Source organism: Eubacterium sp. AM46-8 (assembly GCF_003466705.1).
Taxonomy (GTDB): domain Bacteria; phylum Bacillota; class Clostridia; order Lachnospirales; family Lachnospiraceae; genus Lachnospira.
The window spans coordinates 39,375-59,250 of record NZ_QSEU01000007.1; the positions used below are offsets into that span (position 1 = coordinate 39,375).

General features: G+C 38.0%; 19 protein-coding genes. 4 read left to right on the forward strand and 15 right to left on the reverse strand.

All coding sequences use genetic code 11. The features are described from left to right. Positions 1-154: 154 nt before the first annotated feature. The 8 genes from DW963_RS06220 to DW963_RS06255 all read right to left on the reverse strand — a co-directional run bounded on the left by DW963_RS06220 (position 155) and on the right by DW963_RS06255 (position 10,091). On the reverse strand, positions 155-1,282 hold the full coding sequence (locus tag DW963_RS06220; RefSeq protein WP_117914352.1) for a YibE/F family protein: 1,128 nt from the start codon (positions 1,280-1,282) through the stop codon (positions 155-157). Next, positions 1,270-3,357 (reverse strand): purple acid phosphatase family protein, encoded by a 2,088-nt coding sequence (locus DW963_RS06225; RefSeq protein WP_286169097.1) that lies wholly within the window; start codon positions 3,355-3,357, stop codon positions 1,270-1,272. The genes DW963_RS06220 and DW963_RS06225 overlap by 13 nt, the downstream gene beginning before the upstream one ends. Before the next feature lie 174 nt (positions 3,358-3,531). Then, on the reverse strand, positions 3,532-4,884 hold the full coding sequence (locus DW963_RS06230) for an aspartate aminotransferase family protein (RefSeq protein WP_117914356.1): 1,353 nt from the start codon (positions 4,882-4,884) through the stop codon (positions 3,532-3,534). 148 nt (positions 4,885-5,032) lie between these two features. Next, a complete protein-coding gene (locus DW963_RS06235; protein ID WP_117914358.1) occupies positions 5,033-6,553 on the reverse strand; it encodes an extracellular solute-binding protein in 1,521 nt (506 codons plus the stop codon). Beyond that, the gene (locus DW963_RS06240) at positions 6,546-7,355 is read right to left on the reverse strand and encodes an ABC transporter permease (protein ID WP_117914360.1); all 810 of its coding nucleotides are present in this window, start codon (positions 7,353-7,355) and stop codon (positions 6,546-6,548) included. Before DW963_RS06240 ends, DW963_RS06235 begins: the two co-directional genes overlap by 8 nt. Then, positions 7,355-8,140, reverse strand: a complete 786-nt coding sequence (locus DW963_RS06245) for an ABC transporter permease (RefSeq protein ID WP_012740833.1) — start codon at positions 8,138-8,140, stop codon at positions 7,355-7,357. The genes DW963_RS06240 and DW963_RS06245 overlap by 1 nt, the downstream gene beginning before the upstream one ends. 12 nt (positions 8,141-8,152) lie before the next feature. Beyond that, positions 8,153-9,595 carry a polyamine ABC transporter ATP-binding protein gene (locus DW963_RS06250; RefSeq protein WP_117914362.1) on the reverse strand — a complete coding sequence of 481 codons (1,443 nt, stop codon included), beginning with the start codon at positions 9,593-9,595 and terminating at the stop codon, positions 8,153-8,155. 151 nt (positions 9,596-9,746) lie between these two features. Beyond that, positions 9,747-10,091: a HEAT repeat domain-containing protein gene (locus DW963_RS06255; RefSeq protein ID WP_243269419.1), complete on the reverse strand. Its 345-nt coding sequence runs from the start codon at positions 10,089-10,091 to the stop codon at positions 9,747-9,749. A 106-nt stretch (positions 10,092-10,197) separates the two neighbouring features. Between DW963_RS06255 and DW963_RS06260 the strand changes: the two genes are divergently transcribed. Beyond that, complete coding sequence (locus DW963_RS06260; RefSeq protein WP_117914366.1) at positions 10,198-11,085, forward strand: LysR family transcriptional regulator; 888 nt, start codon at positions 10,198-10,200, stop codon at positions 11,083-11,085. A gap of 13 nt (positions 11,086-11,098) precedes the next feature. On the opposite strand, the gene DW963_RS06265 is transcribed toward DW963_RS06260, so the two are convergent. Next, positions 11,099-13,018, reverse strand: a complete 1,920-nt coding sequence (locus DW963_RS06265) for a diguanylate cyclase (RefSeq protein ID WP_117914368.1) — start codon at positions 13,016-13,018, stop codon at positions 11,099-11,101. 34 nt (positions 13,019-13,052) lie between these two features. Further along, positions 13,053-13,400 carry an Hpt domain-containing protein gene (locus tag DW963_RS06270; RefSeq protein WP_117914370.1) on the reverse strand — a complete coding sequence of 116 codons (348 nt, stop codon included), beginning with the start codon at positions 13,398-13,400 and terminating at the stop codon, positions 13,053-13,055. 194 nt (positions 13,401-13,594) lie between these two features. Between DW963_RS06270 and DW963_RS06275 the strand changes: the two genes are divergently transcribed. Continuing rightward, positions 13,595-14,917, forward strand: coding sequence for a sodium-dependent transporter (locus DW963_RS06275; protein ID WP_117914372.1), 1,323 nt, complete (start codon positions 13,595-13,597; stop codon positions 14,915-14,917). Positions 14,918-15,030: 113 nt separating this feature from the next. On the opposite strand, the gene pdxR is transcribed toward DW963_RS06275, so the two are convergent. Then, the gene (pdxR, locus tag DW963_RS06280; RefSeq protein WP_286169102.1) at positions 15,031-16,422 is read right to left on the reverse strand and encodes a MocR-like pyridoxine biosynthesis transcription factor PdxR; all 1,392 of its coding nucleotides are present in this window, start codon (positions 16,420-16,422) and stop codon (positions 15,031-15,033) included. A gap of 153 nt (positions 16,423-16,575) precedes the next feature. Between pdxR and DW963_RS06285 the strand changes: the two genes are divergently transcribed. Both DW963_RS06285 and DW963_RS06290 read left to right on the forward strand, forming a co-directional pair. Continuing rightward, entirely contained in the window at positions 16,576-17,364 is a 789-nt protein-coding gene (locus DW963_RS06285; RefSeq protein ID WP_022098905.1) for an SDR family oxidoreductase, read from the forward strand. 18 nt (positions 17,365-17,382) lie between these two features. Beyond that, positions 17,383-17,715, forward strand: coding sequence for a nuclear transport factor 2 family protein (locus DW963_RS06290; protein ID WP_012740843.1), 333 nt, complete (start codon positions 17,383-17,385; stop codon positions 17,713-17,715). Positions 17,716-17,805: 90 nt separating this feature from the next. Here the strand turns inward: DW963_RS06290 and DW963_RS06295 are convergent, their stop codons facing one another. The 4 genes from DW963_RS06295 to DW963_RS06310 are packed head-to-tail and all read right to left on the reverse strand — an operon-like array spanning position 17,806 to position 19,862. After that, positions 17,806-18,138, reverse strand: a complete 333-nt coding sequence (locus tag DW963_RS06295) for a hypothetical protein (RefSeq protein WP_117914374.1) — start codon at positions 18,136-18,138, stop codon at positions 17,806-17,808. Positions 18,139-18,155: 17 nt separating this feature from the next. Continuing rightward, positions 18,156-18,371: a hypothetical protein gene (locus DW963_RS06300; RefSeq protein WP_147347584.1), complete on the reverse strand. Its 216-nt coding sequence runs from the start codon at positions 18,369-18,371 to the stop codon at positions 18,156-18,158. A gap of 2 nt (positions 18,372-18,373) precedes the next feature. Then, positions 18,374-19,213, reverse strand: coding sequence for a metal ABC transporter permease (locus DW963_RS06305; RefSeq protein ID WP_117914378.1), 840 nt, complete (start codon positions 19,211-19,213; stop codon positions 18,374-18,376). Then, on the reverse strand, positions 19,203-19,862 hold the full coding sequence (locus tag DW963_RS06310; protein ID WP_353652785.1) for a metal ABC transporter ATP-binding protein: 660 nt from the start codon (positions 19,860-19,862) through the stop codon (positions 19,203-19,205). The genes DW963_RS06305 and DW963_RS06310 overlap by 11 nt, the downstream gene beginning before the upstream one ends. Positions 19,863-19,876: the final 14 nt, after the last annotated feature.

The window sequence follows — 19,876 nt, forward strand, 5'->3', positions numbered from 1 at the left end:
TCTGAGAATATTATATCATTTTATTCTGTTAAAGCATATCTGTTAATTAATATGAATTGATTGATAGCCTGTTGGCAACAGTTTGTTGGAGAAAACCCACTAAACGCCTGTGAAAAGCCCAGAAATCCAACTCACATCACGGTAAGCTAATATCTTACTTCTTCCCCTTCTGTGTCAGCAGAACTGACATTATCAATGAAGTTATCGGCACTGTAAGTATTATGCCCATTGTTCCTGATATTCCACGCATTATCTCAATTGCAACTGAGTACATGTTAAGAATCTGATGCATCTGGTATGAATATGCGTATATTATCATAACAAGTCCCAGACTTCCTCCTGCATAAGCAAGAATAAGTGTGTTAGACATTGTTCCTATCATATCTCGTCCAATATTAATTCCTGAACGGAATATTTCCTTTGCTGATATTTCAGGTCTGTTTTCTTTAATCTCATGTAATGATGATGAAACTGACATTGCAACGTCCATTACTGCTCCTAACGATGCAATCAGTATTCCTGAAAACAGCATACCTCCTATATCAAGCTTTGAATTCTGACCTACATATATAAGATTCTCTATATCATCAACATTATATCCTGTTACATGTCCAAAATGTCCGAAAACAAGTGCTATAAGACCTGATACAACCACTCCGGCTATTGTACCAAGCATAGCGCCAATTGATTTCTTCTGAAAATCTGCCAGCAGAATAAATGTTATCAGCGTAATTATGACAACTGATAATGTAGCTGCAATAAATGGTGAAACACCTATATACATCATCGGAATATACATCATTACTACAACTGCAAATGTGAATATAAGTGCGAGTACTGAATTGAAACCTTTCTTTCCTCCAACCAGCCACATAAGTCCGAAAAATGCTGCTAATAACGCAATTATCTCCGGTTCACGATCATAATTATATACATTGGCTGAGAGATTTCCATTATATTCACTTATATTAGCTATTACCCTTGTTCCAACCTTACAGTTGGCTCCGTACAGATATCCGTTAAGACTGTACGCTTTTACTTCTTCTCCCTTGTGGCTTCCTGATTTAATACGTAAAACAACCTCCTGGCTGTCGCCGCTTTCTAAGTCAGCGGCAGCCTGAAGGTCTTCATTATCATTCTGTATAACCACTGCCTTAACAAACTTAGTATTATCTTTGGCAAGCAGTGGTTTTCTTTCTACACTTGTGTAGAATAGAAACATCGCAATCATAATAAGTGCCACAACAAGGTATTTACCAAATGTGTCTATTATCTTTCGCAAATGTCTTCCTTCTTTCTGATTCCAACTATAACAGCGCCGATACCTGCTGCGGCGGCAGCCATACAAGCATATACTCTTGCAAGCATGTTATCTCCTGTCTGTGGAGCTTTGCCATTATCGGCCGATGAATTGGTTGAAGTATTATCTGCCGGTGCAGATGGTTCTGTTACAGTATTGTTATCTTCCTGTACAGTAAGTGCATTAATTGCATTAACAACTGCGGTTTTTGCATCCTCTAATGCCTTGGCATCAATCTTAGGTGCATTCTCTGACTTATAATCCGCAAGCTGTGCCTGTGCACCTTCCTGTGTCTGAATGTATATAGTCTTGTCCAGAAGTGTTGATACACCCTTCTTAAATCTGTTAACACTCTTTCCACTTTCAGATGTTGACTTATCTGCTGCATTCTTTACAGAACCATATCCTGACACTCTGTCGGTATCCTTACCATAATTATTTACGATATCTGCAAGCATTGGATCCTTGTCTGTTGTATATGCTGCCTTAATCTTCTTTAATGCTGAGAGAGCATCCTTAAGAGAATTCATGCTGGCTTCTGTATAATCAACCTCTGTGCCGTTAATTAAAGCTTCTGCATTATTAATAACCTCATCCACTGACATATCTGTATTAGTCTTATTGATTGTAAAATCATCCGCATATTTATTACCATTGTAGTCATATGTCTTGATGGTAAGTGAGCCGCTCGAAAAATCAATTGTTGAGAATGATGGGAGACATGCATTAGTTCTCTCTGCAATGTAGTATGGTGTGTAGTTAAGCAGATTGTAGTACTTAGAACCTGAGCCTGAACCTGTTGTTATATAAAGAGTTCCATCCGGATTAGTTACTGAACCGCTGCTTATATCATAGTCAACTACATTTCCATCAAGAATCTGATAACTTCTTGAAAATGTGTGGTCATGTCCTGTAAGACATATATCAACGTTAAATTCATCCATTAATGGTGCAAATACAATTCTGTTAGTAGCAGCATCTGTATCTGCATGTGGCTGTCCTGAACCATAGATATCACTATGGAATATTACAACCTTCCACTTTGCATCAGGGTTGCTTGCAACAGCCTTATTCATAAATGTTCTGTGTTCCTCCTGATTACGGTTGTTGCTGTTTAATGATATGAATAACACATCTCCATAATTGAAATAGAAATCGCTTCCTGCTGCTGTACTTCCTAACTTATCCTCTGAATTAGGGTTGTTAAAATGTGCTGAGTAATCCGAACCTGCCATATCATGGTTACCGATTGTTGCAGCGATTGGAAGGCTTCTGAATACTGATGGATAAAGATATCCTGCATACTCACTCTCTCTTGTCTTTTTATCATCATCCTTAGCTGCACCAGACTGGTTAATCTGATCACCTGCTGACAAAAGGAATGATGCATCTGGACATGTCTTTAATGCCTGCTGCATTGTCTTATTCCAGTTGTATGCATCTCTTGCAACACTGGCATCATTAGCTGATTTATCTGAACTGCTTCCTGAAGCACCAACCTGAGGGTCACCGGTAAGAATAACCGAAAACTTATCAGTTGCCTTAGTTGTGTAATCATATTCAGCAGACCATACACTGTCATCTCCTGTGTAATTGTCTGTGTACTGGTAATGATACTGTGTGTTCTCTTCAAAATAATCAGCTATGTTTACTTTATTGGCTGCACTGTATGACTTTCCCTGCCAGTTCTCAGCACTGATAGCCTCTGCATTACCTGTTACAACCTTGGCTGATGACTTTGAACCATCCTTCCATACCTTTACTGCCGGTGTTCCTTTTCCAGCTGAATACCATGAAAAATTAAGATCTGCCGCATCTGAACCTGGAGTTAAAGCTACATTTTCAGTCTGTGCATAAGCTTTTTCTCCTCCCTGCCATACATTAGAAAGCCAGTTCTGGAAATCAGCTGAATTATCTGTATCCTGCTTGAATGTACTCTGACTTACATCCGCCTCACCATATGCAAATGCATTAATAAGTGGTGCCTGACTTACAAGAACTGTTGACATTGCAGCAAGTGCTGCACCTTTTCTTAATAAATTCTTACTTCTCTTCATTTTTTCCTCCACATAATGAGATATATTTATTCGTATACTGTTGTGCAACGAATTGTCATTACTATATCCCTATGTGGTAAACTTACAATAATTGTCTTGTAAATCTTGTGTAAAATCTTGTTATAAGCAAAAAAACAGACACAGATGTTAATGTCTGTGTCCGATTTTTTCAATTTATTTATTTTCAAGCTTTGTAATACATTTATCCAGCGATGTTGCAAACCAGTCTATATCGTTCTCTGAAAATACCATTGGTGGACGAAGCTTTAAGATATTTCCATAATGACCTATAACTGATGTAAGAATATGCTCATCTCTTAACATCTCTATTACATTCAACGCCATATCCTTATCAGGTGTCTTGTTGCCATCATTCTTAACGAATTCAAATCCTAAGAACAGACCTGCACCTCTTACATCACCTACTGATTCAGGATGACGCTTCTGCACCTCTTTAAGTGCCTTTAAAAGCTTTCCTCCAACATCCTTACAATGTTCAAGCAGGTTCTCATCTTTGATATACTTAAGAACAGCCTGAGCGGCGGCTATTGATACAGGATTACCGCCAAATGTGTTAAAGTAAGGAAGCTTGTCGCTGAAGGCTGCAAGTACATCCTCCTTTGCAGCTAGTCCTGAGATTGGAATTCCGTTACCCATAGGCTTACCCATTGTTATCATATCAGGGACAATTCCGTGTCTCGCAAATCCAAAGAATGCCTGTCCGGTTCTTGCAAATCCCGGCTGAACCTCATCTGCTATAAATACTCCGCCATTCTTATGTACAACATCTACTGTTGCTTTTAAGAATCCTACAGGGTCAGGATATATACCATCTGATGAGAATATTGAATCTGCAAGAAAACAAGAAAACTTATATCCTGCCTCATTTAATTTATCTATAGTCTTTTGCATCTCTGATGCATACCATGCTGTGAATTCTTCTGGGGTTCCACCATGGCGGTAATAATCTGGTGCTGTTATAAGCCTTACATTAGGAAGTAATGGCTGGCCTGCACCAAGTGACGGTGAACAGCCTGATGTCAGGGCACTTGTTCCATGATATGCCTCCTGTGTGATAATTATACCGGTACCCCCCGTATAGGCTTCTGCTACACGCAAAGCCAAATCATTAGCTTCTGAACCTGTACACATATACATTATCTTATTAATCTCATCAGGCATAAGTTCAAGCAGTTCTTCACTGTAATCTAGAATCTTTTCATGAAGATATCTTGTATGCGTATTAAGAGTTTTCATCTGCTCTGTAACAGCCTCTACAACAGCCGGGTTACAATGTCCGACGCCTGCTACATTATTGTACATATCAAGATATTTATTACCTTCATCATCCCACAGATAATCTCCTTCCCCGCGGACAATGTTAAGTGGCTTTCTATAAAAAAGTCTGTAAGCACCTCCAAGGTATTTTTCTCTCTTACTAATCATTTCCCTTGTTTTAGGACTTAACATAGATGCATATTCTTCCTTAAAACTGTTAGAGTCCATAATACTTGATTCTGTTGCCATAATTTCCTCCATTCTGCAAAAAGAAAAAGCACAGAACCTCTGATTTCTCAGAAATTCTGTGCTCCTTTGCACTGTTATACAGATTCATTCTGTCTGACATATATAATAGCAACATTTGTTTATTTGTCAATTTATAATCAAATGCTTATTAATCATATTTCTTATTTATCTTAAATTTTACAGATAATGCTATTAAAGCCACAACAATAATACCTGCAAGAACCCATACCCACACAGGAACATTCTTAATGTTATAACATCTTACATTAATCCACATCTGATTAATTCTTGTTGTCTCTTCAGCATCAAAATACTGCATAATGGCACTTCTATCCATAACTTCCTGAGTAGGATACTGTGCTGACAGCTGTCTGTATGTCTGTTCTTCTGGAACTTTAAGTATATATCTTTCATCATCAGAATCCCCTGAAAAGAAATATCCCAGAGGATAATCTACAACATCTGTATCACTTTCATCTGCTCCGTAGTTCCACTTTACATAGTCGAATACAATATCACTGTCACCACCTGATATAACTGATGTATATCCAATATAGCTCATGTTTCTTACAGCATTTTCAGGTTTTGACAGAAAGTTAATAAAACTCTGTGCTGCCTGCTTTTTCTCTGAATTGCCATTAATTCCAGACTTTAACATTACCCAGCCGTCAAAATAAAGGTTAGTACATTCTTCAGGTACTGCAAAATTAAGCTGGAAATCATCCTCGTCAGCCTGGTCCATAGTATATACAGCATCTCCAGACCACTGATAACCTGCGACTACCTTTCCTGTTATCATATCAGTCTTGGCACTGTCAGTCTCGAATGAATAGGCATTATTCTTAACTGACTGAAGATACTCCTGAATTCTGTCCACATTTGCCTCAGAAGTATCATTCATCTCCTCGGCAAGTCTTTCACGATAATCAGGACTGTTTATAAATGAAGCTGACTTTAACTTGTCTGACTTAATTGCACCAACAGCTGCAAACATGGAATCTCTTACATTATCCTTAATCGTTATCTGACGTCTGAATTTGTTGTTATCAATTATCGTCCATGTAGATGCTTCTTTTTCTGTCACCTTATCAGGATTGTACACAATTCCTGTTATACCCCACATATATCCTGCAGCATAGCGGCTCCATGACTCACCATTAATCTTATTCTCGTCAAATGTTTTCTTGATAAATGGAGATACACCCTTAGCATAGTAATTATTAGCAATCGATGTATCATAGAAATCATCTGAAAATGGCTCAAGCCAGTCCTCTGCCATAAGCTTCATTATCATATATTCTGAAGGACAGATTACATCGTAATCATCCCCCAGAGTAAGCATGTTGTACAGTTCCTCGTTAGTTCCAAGACAACTGTACTGTACCTTAACTTTCTTGCCATAATTCTCATAATACCAGTTCTCAAAATCAGTAATTATCGAATTCTCACCCTTTATGCTTCCGCTCTCAAGGTCAATTATATCATCATCACTCCAGTCTCCGGTATCAATATATTCTTCCCAGTTGCACACACGGAGTATGATTGTATCGTCTGCTGCCACCGCTGTAAGACGGTTTGTATTAAGCACTCCTATTACTGCTGCTGTACCGCTTACTATCATTAAAGCTGAAAGTATTAACGCATTTATCTTTCCAATAATCTTATTCATCAGCTCCGGCCTCCTCTCGTACAGCTTTTCTTGCTGGTGCAAGATTAATTGCTATCTCAACTACAATAACAATAAGGAATATTATTGTAGATAAAGCCCACAAAGCAGTCTTGATATCAGTCTGTGAACCCTTGGTTGCATTAACAACATAAGTACTTATTGTGTCAAATGTTGCAGGCTTAGTGTATGTTGAAACGAAATAATCATCCAGTGATAATGTAACTGCCATAACAAATCCTGATGCTATGCCGGAAGCAATCTGAGGTATTATTATCTTAAAAAGTGCATACACAGGTGTTGCACCAAGGTCAAGTGCTGCTTCATACAGACTTGGATCCATCTGTTTTAATTTAGGAACAACAGCCAGATATACGAACGGTGCACTCAGTATAACATGTCCCACAACAAGAGGAATATACGTATCCTTACTGACACCTAATACAACTACAAGAAGAATACAGATAGAAAAACCTGTAACTACATCTGCATTGACAACAGGAACCTGATTAAGAACTGACATTGCTCCTTTTACTTTTCCCTTTGAATAAAATGCACCTATAGCACCTGTTGTTCCAAGTATTGTTGCAAGTACAGCACTTCCAACAGCAAGCAGCACAGAACCGATTATCATATTAATAAGCTCCGGAGTCGTAAAAAGTGTTACATAATTATGCATTGAAAATGCATGTATTGCTCCTATATTAGCGGCATCCGTAAAACTGTATACTGCAAGCACAAGAATTGGAATATACATGAACAAAAGGACAATGCATATAATCATATATTTCAGAAATTTCTTCATTATACAAGTCCTCCTCTTCCAGCATTTTCTGACTCTTTATCACCCGAAACCAGAGTGACAATACATATAATAACAAGAAGTATCAGTGCTATCATTGAGCCATTGTGCCAGTCATATGCACTGAAATAACTTCCAATCAGACTACCCATAATATATGTGCTGTTATAAAGCATATCAAGAACTACATAGTTAGTCATTGCCGGAAGGAATACCATTGACACACCACTGACAATTCCCGGAACAGACAATGGCAGTATAACCTTGATAAATGTCTGGAAATTATCCGCACCAAGATCCGATGCTGCTTCAATAACACTCTTATCAAGCTTTGAAAGAGTTGTATATAACGGAAGTATCATGAATGGAAGAAAATCGTATGTCATTCCTATTATCGTATTGATAAACGGATAATACGCAAGATTTCCCTCAATCATTGATAATATCTCTTTAAGTGCGGTAATTCTTAATGTGAAATTAATCCACATAGGCATAACAAAAAGCAGAAGTATTACCGCTTTTCTCTTTAACTTACTCTGTGAAAGTATATACGCTACAGGATAAGCAATTATAAGACAGACTGCAGTTGCAACAAATGCAAGTACAAGACTGTAACACAGAGTTCCAAGTGTATTAGGGTCTGTAAAAAAATTCTGCAGATTAACCATGCTGAATTGTCCCTGCCCGTTAGTAAATGCATAATATACAAGAACCAGCAGTGGCGCTGCAACAAATAATATAAGAAACAGCCCATAAGGGATTCCAAGATATTTGCGTGAAAAAGACATATTTCTATCCCCCTACTTCTTCAACTGGAATTTCATCTTCTCTTCAGGCATGATAAGACCAACCTGATCGTCCATATTCCAGAGATATTCATCATCTACAATAAGGTCATGACCATACTCAGTTCTTATTACATAACTGTAATGGTCACCCTTATAGATAAGGTTAATAATCTTACCTGACACAAGACCTGCTGTTACATCATCACTCATCTCAATATCATCAGGCTGGATTGAAACAACAACCCTGAACTTTGAAACATCTACATTTTCACCATTCTCATCAACAAGAACTCCATCTGACATCTTAGTCTTAGGAATAACCTGTGTTAAATCACAGCTTATTATCTTGCCATTAAAGTCAAGCGTATAATCTCCATTAATTGTTGTAACAAAACTTGTTGTATGGTCTTCTGCGATCATTACATGAATTCCATCAGGTTCAAGCTGCATTCCTACTGTATCACCGACATGATAACACTTGGTAGTTCTTATTATCATTTCATACTTCCCGGATTCAACAGCAACCTCGTAATGCATTCCCTTGAATATAACTGAAGTAACCTCACCAACAACAGTTCCATCCTCAGGCTTTGTAATAATTACATCTTCCGGTCTTATAACAACATCAACTAAAGTTCCCTCTGGAACATCATCCATTCCCTCAAACTCTCCGCCACAGAATCTAACTTTCATGTGTCCTGTCATAATACCTTTGAAAATGTTGCTCTCTCCAATAAAGTCAGCAACAAATGCATTCTTAGGCTCATTATATATATCCTCTGGTGTTCCAATCTGCTGAATCTTACCCTCCGATAAGACAACAATCTTATCAGACATTGTAAGTGCCTCTTCCTGGTCATGTGTTACATATATAAATGTAATTCCAAGCTGGTCATGCATATTCTTAAGCTCAATCTGCATCTCCTTACGCATCTTTAAATCAAGCGCACCAAGCGGTTCATCAAGCATAAGTATTTCCGGTTCATTGACAAGTGCTCTTGCAATTGCAATTCTTTGCTGCTGTCCACCTGACAGCGTAGATATCTTTCTGTCCTCAAATCCTTCAAGGTCAACCATATCAAGAACATTTTTAACCTTTTTTCTTATTTCCTCTTTAGGAAGCTTCTTTAACTTAAGTCCAAACGCAATATTTTCATATATATTCATATGTGGAAACAGCGCATAACGCTGAAACACTGTATTAATCGGTCTTTTATTAGCTGGAAGCTGTGATATATCTTCTCCGTTAAGAAGTATCTGTCCGTCTGTCGGAAGTTCGAATCCTGCTATCATTCTTAGTGTAGTTGTCTTTCCACATCCTGATGGTCCTAAAAATGTTACGAATTCCCCCCGCTTTACTTCAAGATTAAAGTCATCAACCGCCTTAAATCCATTATCACTATATACCTTACTGATATGTTTAAGCTCTATTATATTTTCTGATTTACCAGACATATCAAACCTCCGCAATTAACATCCTTCGTTACACCGTCTAACAACTATGCAACCATTTCCTATTTAATATCAAAAACGGGTACAAATCAAGTAATTTCTTGATTTGTACCCATGATTTTTTATTATGTAAACGACTGACAAAATATATGTTTTATGGTCTGTGATGAAGCTCCTGAACAGTCTTTCCTATTTCGTCCCTTATAGCCTGTCTGTCTTCCGGAATCTTCTGCATTCTTGCAAGTAAATCCGCTGTATCATGCTCAGAACCAACTTTTCTCAACGACTCACATGCTGCAAATACAACATCATCATCTGCATCATCAATAAATCTCAGCAATAAGTCTATGCTGCTCTGATCATCGCTTGCTCCAAGCGCCTTGGCTGCTGCAATCTTTCCTTCTTTGCTTCCTGTAATCTCTTCCTGTATTGCATACCAGTCATGATGTTTTACATATTTCTCCATTTTTTCATCCAATGTCTTTTTCTTAAATAACATACCGATGCCTTCTTTCATCTTTTTCTATATTATAGTATTGCATTTTCGATATGTAAAATGTATATTTAACATATCACTTATATCAGAATTATATAGGAGAATCATTATGACCTTAGATTATTACAGAATATTTTACTATGTTGCAAAATATAAGAGTTTTTCGAAAGCAGCCCGCATGCTCGACAATAACCAGCCTAACATAACCCGCTGCATGAATATATTAGAAAGTGAACTTGACTGCAAGCTGCTTAACCGTTCTCACAAAGGCATCACTCTTACACCTGAAGGAAATACATTGTATTCTCATGTATCAATCGCCATGAAACAACTTGAAGACGCCGAGAATGCTATTATCAAAAGCAAGAGTCTTTCAGGCGGTACCATATGTATCGGCGTAAGTGAGATTGCTCTTAGAATATTTCTTCTTAAAAAGCTCGAGAAATTCACAGAGCTTTTCCCTGATGTCAAGATAAAGCTTACAAATCACTCCACCAATCAGGCTGTCAATGCACTAAAAGCCGGTCTGGTAGACTTTGCAGTCGTAACCACACCGGTGAATTTAACTAATGATATGAAATCTGAAAGCTTATGCTCTTTCAATGACATACTAATTGCCGGACCTAAATACAAGCAACTTTGTAATAAAGCTCTGCATCTTGAAGAACTTCAGGAATATCCTTTCATAAGTCTTGTAGAAGGAACTGGCACACATGACCACTACACTAAGTTTTTCTATGATAATGACCTGCACTTCAACCTTGACATGGAGGCATCCACAACCGATCAGGTTCTTGCCATGGTTCAGTCCAACTTAGGTTTGGGCTTCTATCCTGAACAGCTTGCTTCAGAATATATAATGCGTGGTGAAATATTTCCTGTTTCCCTGCATGAATCTGTTCCCAAAAGAGATATCATACTTATAAGGGAATCGAGACACGCTGAAAACATAGCTGCTAAAAAGCTTATTAACTTCTTAAAGCATACAACTAATTAAAGTCAGTTAACTATCAGAGTCTGTCCTGAATCTCAATAAGGCAATCAAGCAGCAGTGGATTAAATGTACCACACTCACCATTAAGAATCATCTGCATAGCCTTTTCATGTGAATATGCTTTCTTATACACACGGTTACTTGTTAATGCATCATATACATCTGCAACTGAAACGACCTGTGCACAGATAGGGATATCCTCACCTTTAAGTCCATCCGGATATCCTTTGCCGTCATATCTTTCATGATGTGAACGGCATATCTGCATGGCAACCTGAACGAGCTTCTCATCCTGATACATATCAAGCTTCTTAAGAATATCTTCCCCTATCACAGTATGTTTCTTCATAATCTCGAACTCTTCTGTTGTAAGTCTTGCCGGCTTATTAATAATCTCTTCTGGAATTCCAATCTTTCCAATATCATGAAGTGCCGACGCAGTGGCTATAATAAATCTGTCATGCCATGTAAGATTATATCTGCCTGTTTTCTTGGTCAATGTTTCAAGAAGCATCTGTGTAATCTGGTTAATATGCAATACATGCTGTCCACTCTCACCATTTCTGAATTCTACAATATGACTCAATATTCCAATCATCATCTGATTGTTATTCTCTTTGTCCTGAATACTCTCAGTTACAAGATTCATAAGTCTTCTCTGCTTTGCATACAGTTTGATAACATTTGATACCCTTCTGTATACAATTCTTGAATCAAATGGCCTGCTTATATAATCTGCTATGCCAAGATCATATGCTTTTGTTATTGTGCTATTTCTATCTTCAGTTGATATCATAATAACAGGAATATCTCTCATTCTGTTGTCAGCTCTCATGCTTGTCATAACAGAAAATCCGTCCATTCCCGGCATTATAATATCCAGCAGAACAACTGCAAAATCATATTCTTCTGCTTTTAGTATTTCTAAGCCTTCAGGTCCCCCAGAAGCTTCAATAACATTATACTCATGATTAAGCATTGTTTTCAGAAGTTCCCTGTTAGTTCTGTTATCATCAATAACAAGAATATTCTGTTTATCAGATGAATATCCATTTTCACCTGATAGTGTATTAATATCATCATCAATATTCTGCTCTGTGACAACCATATTCTTCTTATTCTTGGCATGATACATAAGACGGTCTGCTTTAGCTACCGCTTCTTCAATTGAACCATCTTCACATACTATTCCGCCTATACTTACAGACAAACGTACATTAGGATATCCAGGTATTTCTGTAGCATGTATCTTTCGTTGAATCTGCTGTAGCTTGTCATTCAGAATATCTTCCTTCACTTCTGGTAATACAAGCAGGAATTCATCTCCACCATATCTTATAAGTATATCTGATTTTCTTATACACTGTCTTATAACACTTGCTGTTGTAGATAATACAGTATCTCCTACACCATGTCCATATGTATCGTTATATATCTTAAAATCATCGAGATCAATAATCGCAACGCCGACTGTCGTTCCAATATTCTTGACTTCTTCTTCGAAATATCTTCTGTTATAAGCACCTGTAAGCACATCCTCATAAAGCTTATGCTTAAGTCCTGTAAGACTATCCATCAGTTTTCTTGAGCCTTCATTATCTATCAGACTGTCATCATCCAGTTTCTTGACAAGTTCCATAACATAGCCATTGCCATCAACCTCAATATATCTTGAAATAACCTGATATAATTGAAAATCTACATATTCAAGCTTCGTTCTCTCTTGCTTTGATTCTGCAACTTTCCTGGAAATACAGTTATCACATCTATGATCTTTTTGCCAGAATTCGAAACATTCACACATAACTTCATGTCCATTACCACTCACAAGACGCAGATTGTTTGCATCAAGAAAACGGACAACATCAAATACCTTTCTTAAAGTCCTGACCTGTTCTTCCAATTGTTCTGTTGTCATAACATAATCTGATACCATATCCAACGTACTCCTTGATACAATAGTGCACTAACTAATCAATAGCTTTAATTGCATTAACTGTTATATTATACTGTTCCTTAACATTTTCAAATGCTTCCTTGGTTCCTGTCAGTTTCCCTACACGTAAGATTTCTGTAATATCTGAACTGACTTTATATAAATTATCAAATCCAAGATTCAGACACACACCTTTAAGTGTATGTGCTGCCCTGAATGCGTTCTCTACATTGCCATCAGCTAAGGCATCTTCAAGATTAGAATAACTGTTATCATCCAAAAACTTTAATGCAAATTTCTTAACAAGAGCTTCACTTGAAAATCTTTCTAAAACACCTTCATAATCTGCTCCTATTGCATCAAAACATTCCTTAGTTGTCATATGCTGTACCTGCCTATATATTATTTACTTATAATTACCTGTATGATGCTATATAATATCATGATTATTATAGTATTGTCAAAGAGCCGTTTGATTTTCCAACATATTTTCAGATTATAGTTTTACATATCCGCAAATATACTGTATATTAAATACATTGCTTTTTAGCAAAATATATGCGGGGGAATTGTTTTATGAAAAAACGAGATTCTTTTAACAACAAATGGGGATTCATCCTTGCCTGTATCGGCTCTGCCGTTGGTATGGGTAATATCTGGATGTTCCCGACAAGAGTATCAATGTATGGCGGTGGTTCATACCTGATACCGTATTTTATATTCGTTGCACTTATTGGTTTCACAGGTGTTATCGGAGAAATGAGTTTTGGTCGTGCTACCAAGTCAGGACCTGTTGATGCATTTGGATATGCATGTGAAACTAAGAATAAGAGAAAGCTTGGTGAGGTTATCGGTTTTATTCCTGTACTTGGCGCACTTGCCATGGCAATTGGTTACACAGTTGTAATGGGCTGGATTCTTAAGTACATGATTGGAGCTTTTACAGGAAAGACACTTGCACCTGCTGACACAGAAGGCTTTGCTGCTTCATTTGGAAGTATGGCAAGTGCATTTGGTAATAACGTATGGCAGATTGTAGCTCTTGTTATTGGTATTATTATCCTTATGTTTGGTGTTGGACGTGGTATAGAAAAAGCCAATAAAATCATGATGCCTGTTTTCTTTATTCTTTTTGCTGTACTTGGAATATATGTTGCTTTCCAGCCTGGTGCGATAGAAGGCTACAAATACATATTCAGAGTTGATCCTAAGGCATTCGCTGACCCTAAGACATGGATATTTGCTCTTGGCCAGGCATTCTTCTCTCTTTCTGTTGCTGGTAATGGTACTCTTATATATGGTTCTTACCTTTCAGATAATGAAGATATCCCTACTGCTGCCGGACGCGTTGCGCTGTTCGATACTATAGCAGCCTTGCTCGCAGCTCTTGTTATCATTCCTGCAATGGCAACAACCGGTGCCCAGCTTAATCAGGGTGGTCCAGGACTTATGTTTATCTTTCTTCCAGCACTTTTCAAATCTATGCCTGGCGGATACATAGTCGCAATTATATTCTTTGTTGCTGTATTTATGGCAGGACTTTCTTCTTTAATCAACCTGTATGAAGCACCTATTGCAACTATTCAGGAAAAGCTGCATCTAGGAAGAAAGTCATCTTGTGCAATAATCGCTGCAATAGCACTTGTAGTTTCAATATGTATCCAGGGAATTGTCTCTGGATGGATGGATATACTTTCTATCTACATTTGCCCGCTTGGTGCAGGTCTTGCCGGAATTATGTTCTTCTGGATATGTGGTAAGAAATATGTTGAGACTCAGGTTAATACTGGACGCGATAAGAAATTTACTGACAAATTCTATCCTATATGCAAATACATTTTCTGCCCTATATGTTTCCTTGTTCTTATACTTGGAATTGTTCTTGGCGGAATCGGCTGATTAAGATATTATAATAAAAGGAATCCTGTGAGCAGGGAGGTATTGCCTTTCTGCTTATGGGATTCCTTTTTTCATATATTTAATTATGCTATTCATGCTTTGCATCACATTTTTTACAGGAATATTTCCTCAAAAGCAGCAATTACAAGCTTAAGAGTTGCTTCGTCCATATCCGAATAATGAATTACAAGTATTCCGTGGTACTTATCCGCATCAGCGAAACAATACTCTGAAAGGCAGTTAATCAGAATCCCCTTCTGCCTGACTGCCCATTTAATCTCAACATCACTTAAGGAAGTCTTCACATGCAGCAGGAAATGTGTTCCCGCATCGTCCTGATATATCGTACTGATTTCATTAAGCCTTGATTCACGAAACATCCTGCAAATCTTTTCACGGCGTCCCCTGTAATCATTGACAAGCCTCTTAATGTGGCGCTCAAAGTATCCCTTCTCAATAAATGCCGCCATCGCATACTGTTCAAAGCCCGACACAGTACACGAGTAAAAATTCATTGTTGAAATATATTTTTCCATCAGCTTTTCCGGCAGTACCATATATCCTATTCTAAGCGATGGAACCATTGTCTTGGAAAATGTGTTCATATATATTACTCTGTGGCTTCTGTCCCTCGACTGCATGGACGGAATCGGCTTACCCTGCATACGGAATTCACAGTCAAAATCATCCTCAATTATATATCTTCCCGACTCTTCTGCCGCCCAATTAAGCAGTTCCTGTCTTCTTGCAACCGGCATAACAAGGCCTATTGGAAAATGATGTTCAGGACTTACATGTGCTACATTTATGTCTTTCATTCTAAGTTCATCGACTTTCATACCCTTATCATCAATATTAACATAATCCCAGTCTACACCATTTTCATCATATATCTTGGTAATCTTACGGTATCCGGGATTCTCAACACCAAACTTCACATCTGGACCTAAGAGCTGTAACAGCCTGTTATACAGATATTCCGTTCCGGCCCCTATAATAATATGGTCTGCTGAAACCTGCATTCCACGGTATCTGTTAAGATGGTCCGCGATTGCCTCACGAAGCTGCAGTACACCGTTAAAAGGCACAGTCCTAAGAAGTGAAGTGTTATAATCGGTCAGGGTTTCCCTCATAACCTTTGCCCATGTAGCAAATGGAAATCTATCATACCGGATATTATTTGCCGTCAAATCAGCAAGATAAGTCTCCTCCTGAAATCTTTTCACAGGAGCAGCATACCCTGGTGCACCACCTGTAACCACGTCAATCTTATTAACATAATACCCTCTTTTTTCCTCAGATCGGATATAACCTTCCAGAAGAAGCTGCTCATATGCGTTCTCCACCGTCTTGACACTTATCTGCAAATGCTGTGAAAGCCCTCGCTTTGATGGCAGCTTCTCATCAGCCTTAAGCTTCCCGTCAGCTATATCTTCCTTAATCAGTTCATACAGATATTCGTACATTGTCTTGTTCCCGCGTTTATCTAAATCATATGTAAGCAAATCTGGTCTCCTTTTATATATGTGTTTTGGATATTTAAAAGATATCAGTTTTAATTATAATAAGGTCATATTTAAAAAACAAGGAGGAAAATCTCTCTCCTCACCTGAAGGGTTCGGATTTTTCTTCGAAAAACAAGGAGGAATAGAAATACTATGGGAATCTATGCTATTACTGGTGCTTCAAGCGGTATCGGTGCGAAAACTAAAGAATTGTTAATACAGCAGGGACATAAGGTAATTAATATTGATCTTAAAGACGGTGACATCTGCGTAAACCTTGCATCGCAGGAAGGCAGACAGTCTGCTGTTGATCAGTTACATACTATGTGCCCTGACGGACTTGACGGAATGATATGCAACGCTGGTGTTTCAGGCGCATGCGGTAATCTCGGACTTATTATCTCTCTTAACTACTTTGGAACAGTCGCTGTTGCAAATGGCGTATATGACCTTTTAAAGAAGAAGCATGGTAGCTGCGTTGTAACAGTTTCTAACACAATTTCACAGGGTGCAGGCCGTAAGGATATCGTTGACCTCCTTAATAACATCGGTGATGAGAAGCGTGTATTGAGCCTTGTTTCATCTATGGACAGCACTAACCTTTCAGTTGGTAACAGCCTTTATGTTTCTACTAAGTATGCACTTGCAAGATGGGTCCGTCGTGTGTCTGCAACATGGGCAGCTAACGGTGTCCGTATAAATGCGGTTGCTCCAGGTAATGTACACACAGCCATGACTGCAACAATGAGCACTACAGCAAAAATGGCTCTTAACGCCCTTCCTATCCCAACCAAGTACGGTCAGGAGTGTCTCATGGCTCCGGAGGAAATTGCTGAGGTTATGGTTTTCCTTGCTTCAGATTCAGCAAGAGGCGTCAATGGAAACATCATGTTCGTTGATGGTGGTACAGACGCATTATTAAACACAGAGAAAGTATATTAATTAAGGAGGGCATTAAACATGACAGCAATTGAAAAATATGTAGAAGCAATGGAAAACAAAGATTACGCAGGACTTGCCAATCTCTTTTCTCCAGACGGAATAATCAACGATTATTGTACTAACTCAGCAGCCCAGAACGAATATCATATATATGGTAGGGAAGCTATCAACATGTTCTTCCGTAACAAGTTCGGATTCCGTAAATACTCTATCTTAGACGGCGAAGTTGTAAACTCTACCCAGGCAGAATTCATCGCCAACTTTGGCGGTTACAACATCATGGCCATCGCTACAGTCCGTGAAGTAACAGAAGATGGGCTTATCAAGAGACTTACAGTAAGACCTAAGTAATTAAATATTAAGAATCGTGTATATAAAAACCTATAAAACCTACTAAAGACCTACTGGCTCACACGCTAGTAGGTCTTTTTTCATTTAAATTCAAACACATTTGTTATCAAGCTCCAATGACGCATCGGACAGCCTGCAGTACAGATTTTTATCACCATCTTCCCTGTATGTTTCAAATACACCCGTAACTACTATATTACTGTTTTCGGCCGGATAATCATCTGGATACACATGAGAATCATCATCCCATACAAATTCCATTCCCTGTGCACAGCATGCTGTTGCATCCTGTATAATGCAGTAATGATAATATTTGTCTGTACTATTGTAATATGATGAATAAAATGTTCCATCCATTTTAAAAACCTTACCAACATATTTATCTGGATTAGTCATCATCTGATAAACAGTTGCATAGACCATATCTCCACTCATTGTTGTCAAGTCATAATCCACTGAATCATAACTATTCTTGGACTTAACCAAATCTGCGCTGAATGCTTGATGCTTTGAGTCTCAGACGATTCAGCAATCTGACTGTTAATTATATTATTAACCGAATTGCCTGCTGTGGATTTTCCTGTATGTACATTTTTTGAACAACCTGTAACAAGAAGTATTCCGGCACATGCAATCAATATTTTTAATTTTCTCATAATCATATTCTCCCTGCTGCTTTTCCAATAATACTGCTGATAAAAAATGCTGCTATATCTGTTGCAACAATAGTAGAACCAACCGGTGTTCCGGCAAGAATTGACAGCACAATTCCTGCCATTGCACATATAACTGATATTATTACAGAGCAGACTGTAACGCTTAAAAATGTTTTGAATATTCTCATAGCAGATAATGCCGGGAATATTATTAATGCAGATATCAGTAAAGAACCAACAAGATTCATAGCAAGTACTATAATAATTGCAGTAATCACTGCAATTATAAGGTTATATATCTGAGTTTTCATCCCTGTAGCTTTAGCAAATGTTTCATCAAATGTTACGCAGAATATCTTGTTATAAAACATTATGAAAAGCACTACTATAATTACTGATAATATGCCGCATAATTTTACCTGTTCCGAAGTAAGTGTCAGTATAGAAGTAGAGCCAAATAACGTACTGCACACATCACCCGAAAGGTTAGGTCCTGTGGAGAATATATTCATCAGGAGGTATCCTATAGCCAGTGCTCCAACAGAAATCATGGCAATTGCTGCATCACCTTTAATCTTTGTATTCTGACCTGTTCTAAGAAGAAGTATTGCACAAAGAACCGTAACAGGAAGAATAAACAGCATATTGTTGGTAAGATTAAGTACAGAGGCCACTGCCATTGCTCCAAATGCGACATGTGAAAGTCCATCCCCGATAAAAGAAAAGCGCTTCAACACAAGCGTGACGCCTAACAATGAGGAACACAGTGCAATAAGCACTCCAACTATTAATGCGTATCTCACAAACGGATACTGAAAATAAAAAACAAGCTTATCTATCATCTTCTGCACTCCTTATACTTATATCTTTTCCTATCTTCATAATGCGTGTTGCATCATTAATAGCATTGTCGACATCATGTGAAATCATAATAATAGTAATATCTTCTTCCTTGTTTATCATGCTGATAAATTGATACATTTCTTCTGACGCTTTTGGATCAAGCCCTGTAACAGGCTCATCAAGCAGAAGAATTTTACTTGTTGCACACAAAGCCCTCGCAAGTAACACTCTTTGCTGCTGCCCACCTGAAAGTTCCCTGAAGCATTTATTAGAAATGTGTGTTATCTGCAATTTTTCCATCATTTCACTGGCAACCTGCTTTTCTTTTCTGCTATAAAATGGTCTTAGCCCGCATTTATTCTGGCAGCCTGAGAGAATAATTTCTCTGACTGATGCCGGGAAATCCTTCTGAACAGCAGTCTGCTGCGGCAGATAACCAATTTCATTCTGTTTAAGTCCATCTCCAAAAACAATTTTTCCTTCCAATGGTGGCTGCAATCCCAACAATGTACGCATAAGTGTTGACTTCCCACAGCCATTCTCACCTATGATACACAGGTAGTCGCCTTTGTTTACCGAAAAATTAATGTTGTCATGAAGCACCATGTTGCCATAACCTATTGATAAATTCTCACATAATATCTGCATTATAAATTCTCCTG

What these genes read in the sequence shown, in the direction of transcription:
- DW963_RS06275 (WP_117914372.1), top strand. Translation starts at nt 13,595, where the DNA reads ATGAAAAAACGAGATTCTTTTAACAACAAATGGGGATTCATCCTTGCC.
- DW963_RS06270 (WP_117914370.1), bottom strand. Translation starts at nt 13,400, where the DNA reads ATGACAACTAAGGAATGTTTTGATGCAATAGGAGCAGATTATGAAGGT.
- DW963_RS06245 (WP_012740833.1), bottom strand. Translation starts at nt 8,140, where the DNA reads ATGTCTTTTTCACGCAAATATCTTGGAATCCCTTATGGGCTGTTTCTT.
- DW963_RS06255 (WP_243269419.1), bottom strand. Translation starts at nt 10,091, where the DNA reads ATGTTATTTAAGAAAAAGACATTGGATGAAAAAATGGAGAAATATGTA.
- DW963_RS06235 (WP_117914358.1), bottom strand. Translation starts at nt 6,553, where the DNA reads ATGAATAAGATTATTGGAAAGATAAATGCGTTAATACTTTCAGCTTTA.
- DW963_RS06295 (WP_117914374.1), bottom strand. Translation starts at nt 18,138, where the DNA reads ATGGTCTATGCAACTGTTTATCAGATGATGACTAATCCAGATAAATAT.
- DW963_RS06225 (WP_286169097.1), bottom strand. Translation starts at nt 3,357, where the DNA reads ATGAAGAGAAGTAAGAATTTATTAAGAAAAGGTGCAGCACTTGCTGCA.
- DW963_RS06250 (WP_117914362.1), bottom strand. Translation starts at nt 9,595, where the DNA reads ATGTCTGGTAAATCAGAAAATATAATAGAGCTTAAACATATCAGTAAG.
- DW963_RS06310 (WP_353652785.1), bottom strand. Translation starts at nt 19,862, where the DNA reads ATGCAGATATTATGTGAGAATTTATCAATAGGTTATGGCAACATGGTG.
- DW963_RS06230 (WP_117914356.1), bottom strand. Translation starts at nt 4,884, where the DNA reads ATGGCAACAGAATCAAGTATTATGGACTCTAACAGTTTTAAGGAAGAA.
- DW963_RS06290 (WP_012740843.1), top strand. Translation starts at nt 17,383, where the DNA reads ATGACAGCAATTGAAAAATATGTAGAAGCAATGGAAAACAAAGATTAC.
- DW963_RS06285 (WP_022098905.1), top strand. Translation starts at nt 16,576, where the DNA reads ATGGGAATCTATGCTATTACTGGTGCTTCAAGCGGTATCGGTGCGAAA.
- DW963_RS06240 (WP_117914360.1), bottom strand. Translation starts at nt 7,355, where the DNA reads ATGAAGAAATTTCTGAAATATATGATTATATGCATTGTCCTTTTGTTC.
- DW963_RS06300 (WP_147347584.1), bottom strand. Translation starts at nt 18,371, where the DNA reads ATGAGAAAATTAAAAATATTGATTGCATGTGCCGGAATACTTCTTGTT.
- DW963_RS06305 (WP_117914378.1), bottom strand. Translation starts at nt 19,213, where the DNA reads ATGATAGATAAGCTTGTTTTTTATTTTCAGTATCCGTTTGTGAGATAC.
- DW963_RS06265 (WP_117914368.1), bottom strand. Translation starts at nt 13,018, where the DNA reads ATGGTATCAGATTATGTTATGACAACAGAACAATTGGAAGAACAGGTC.
- DW963_RS06260 (WP_117914366.1), top strand. Translation starts at nt 10,198, where the DNA reads ATGACCTTAGATTATTACAGAATATTTTACTATGTTGCAAAATATAAG.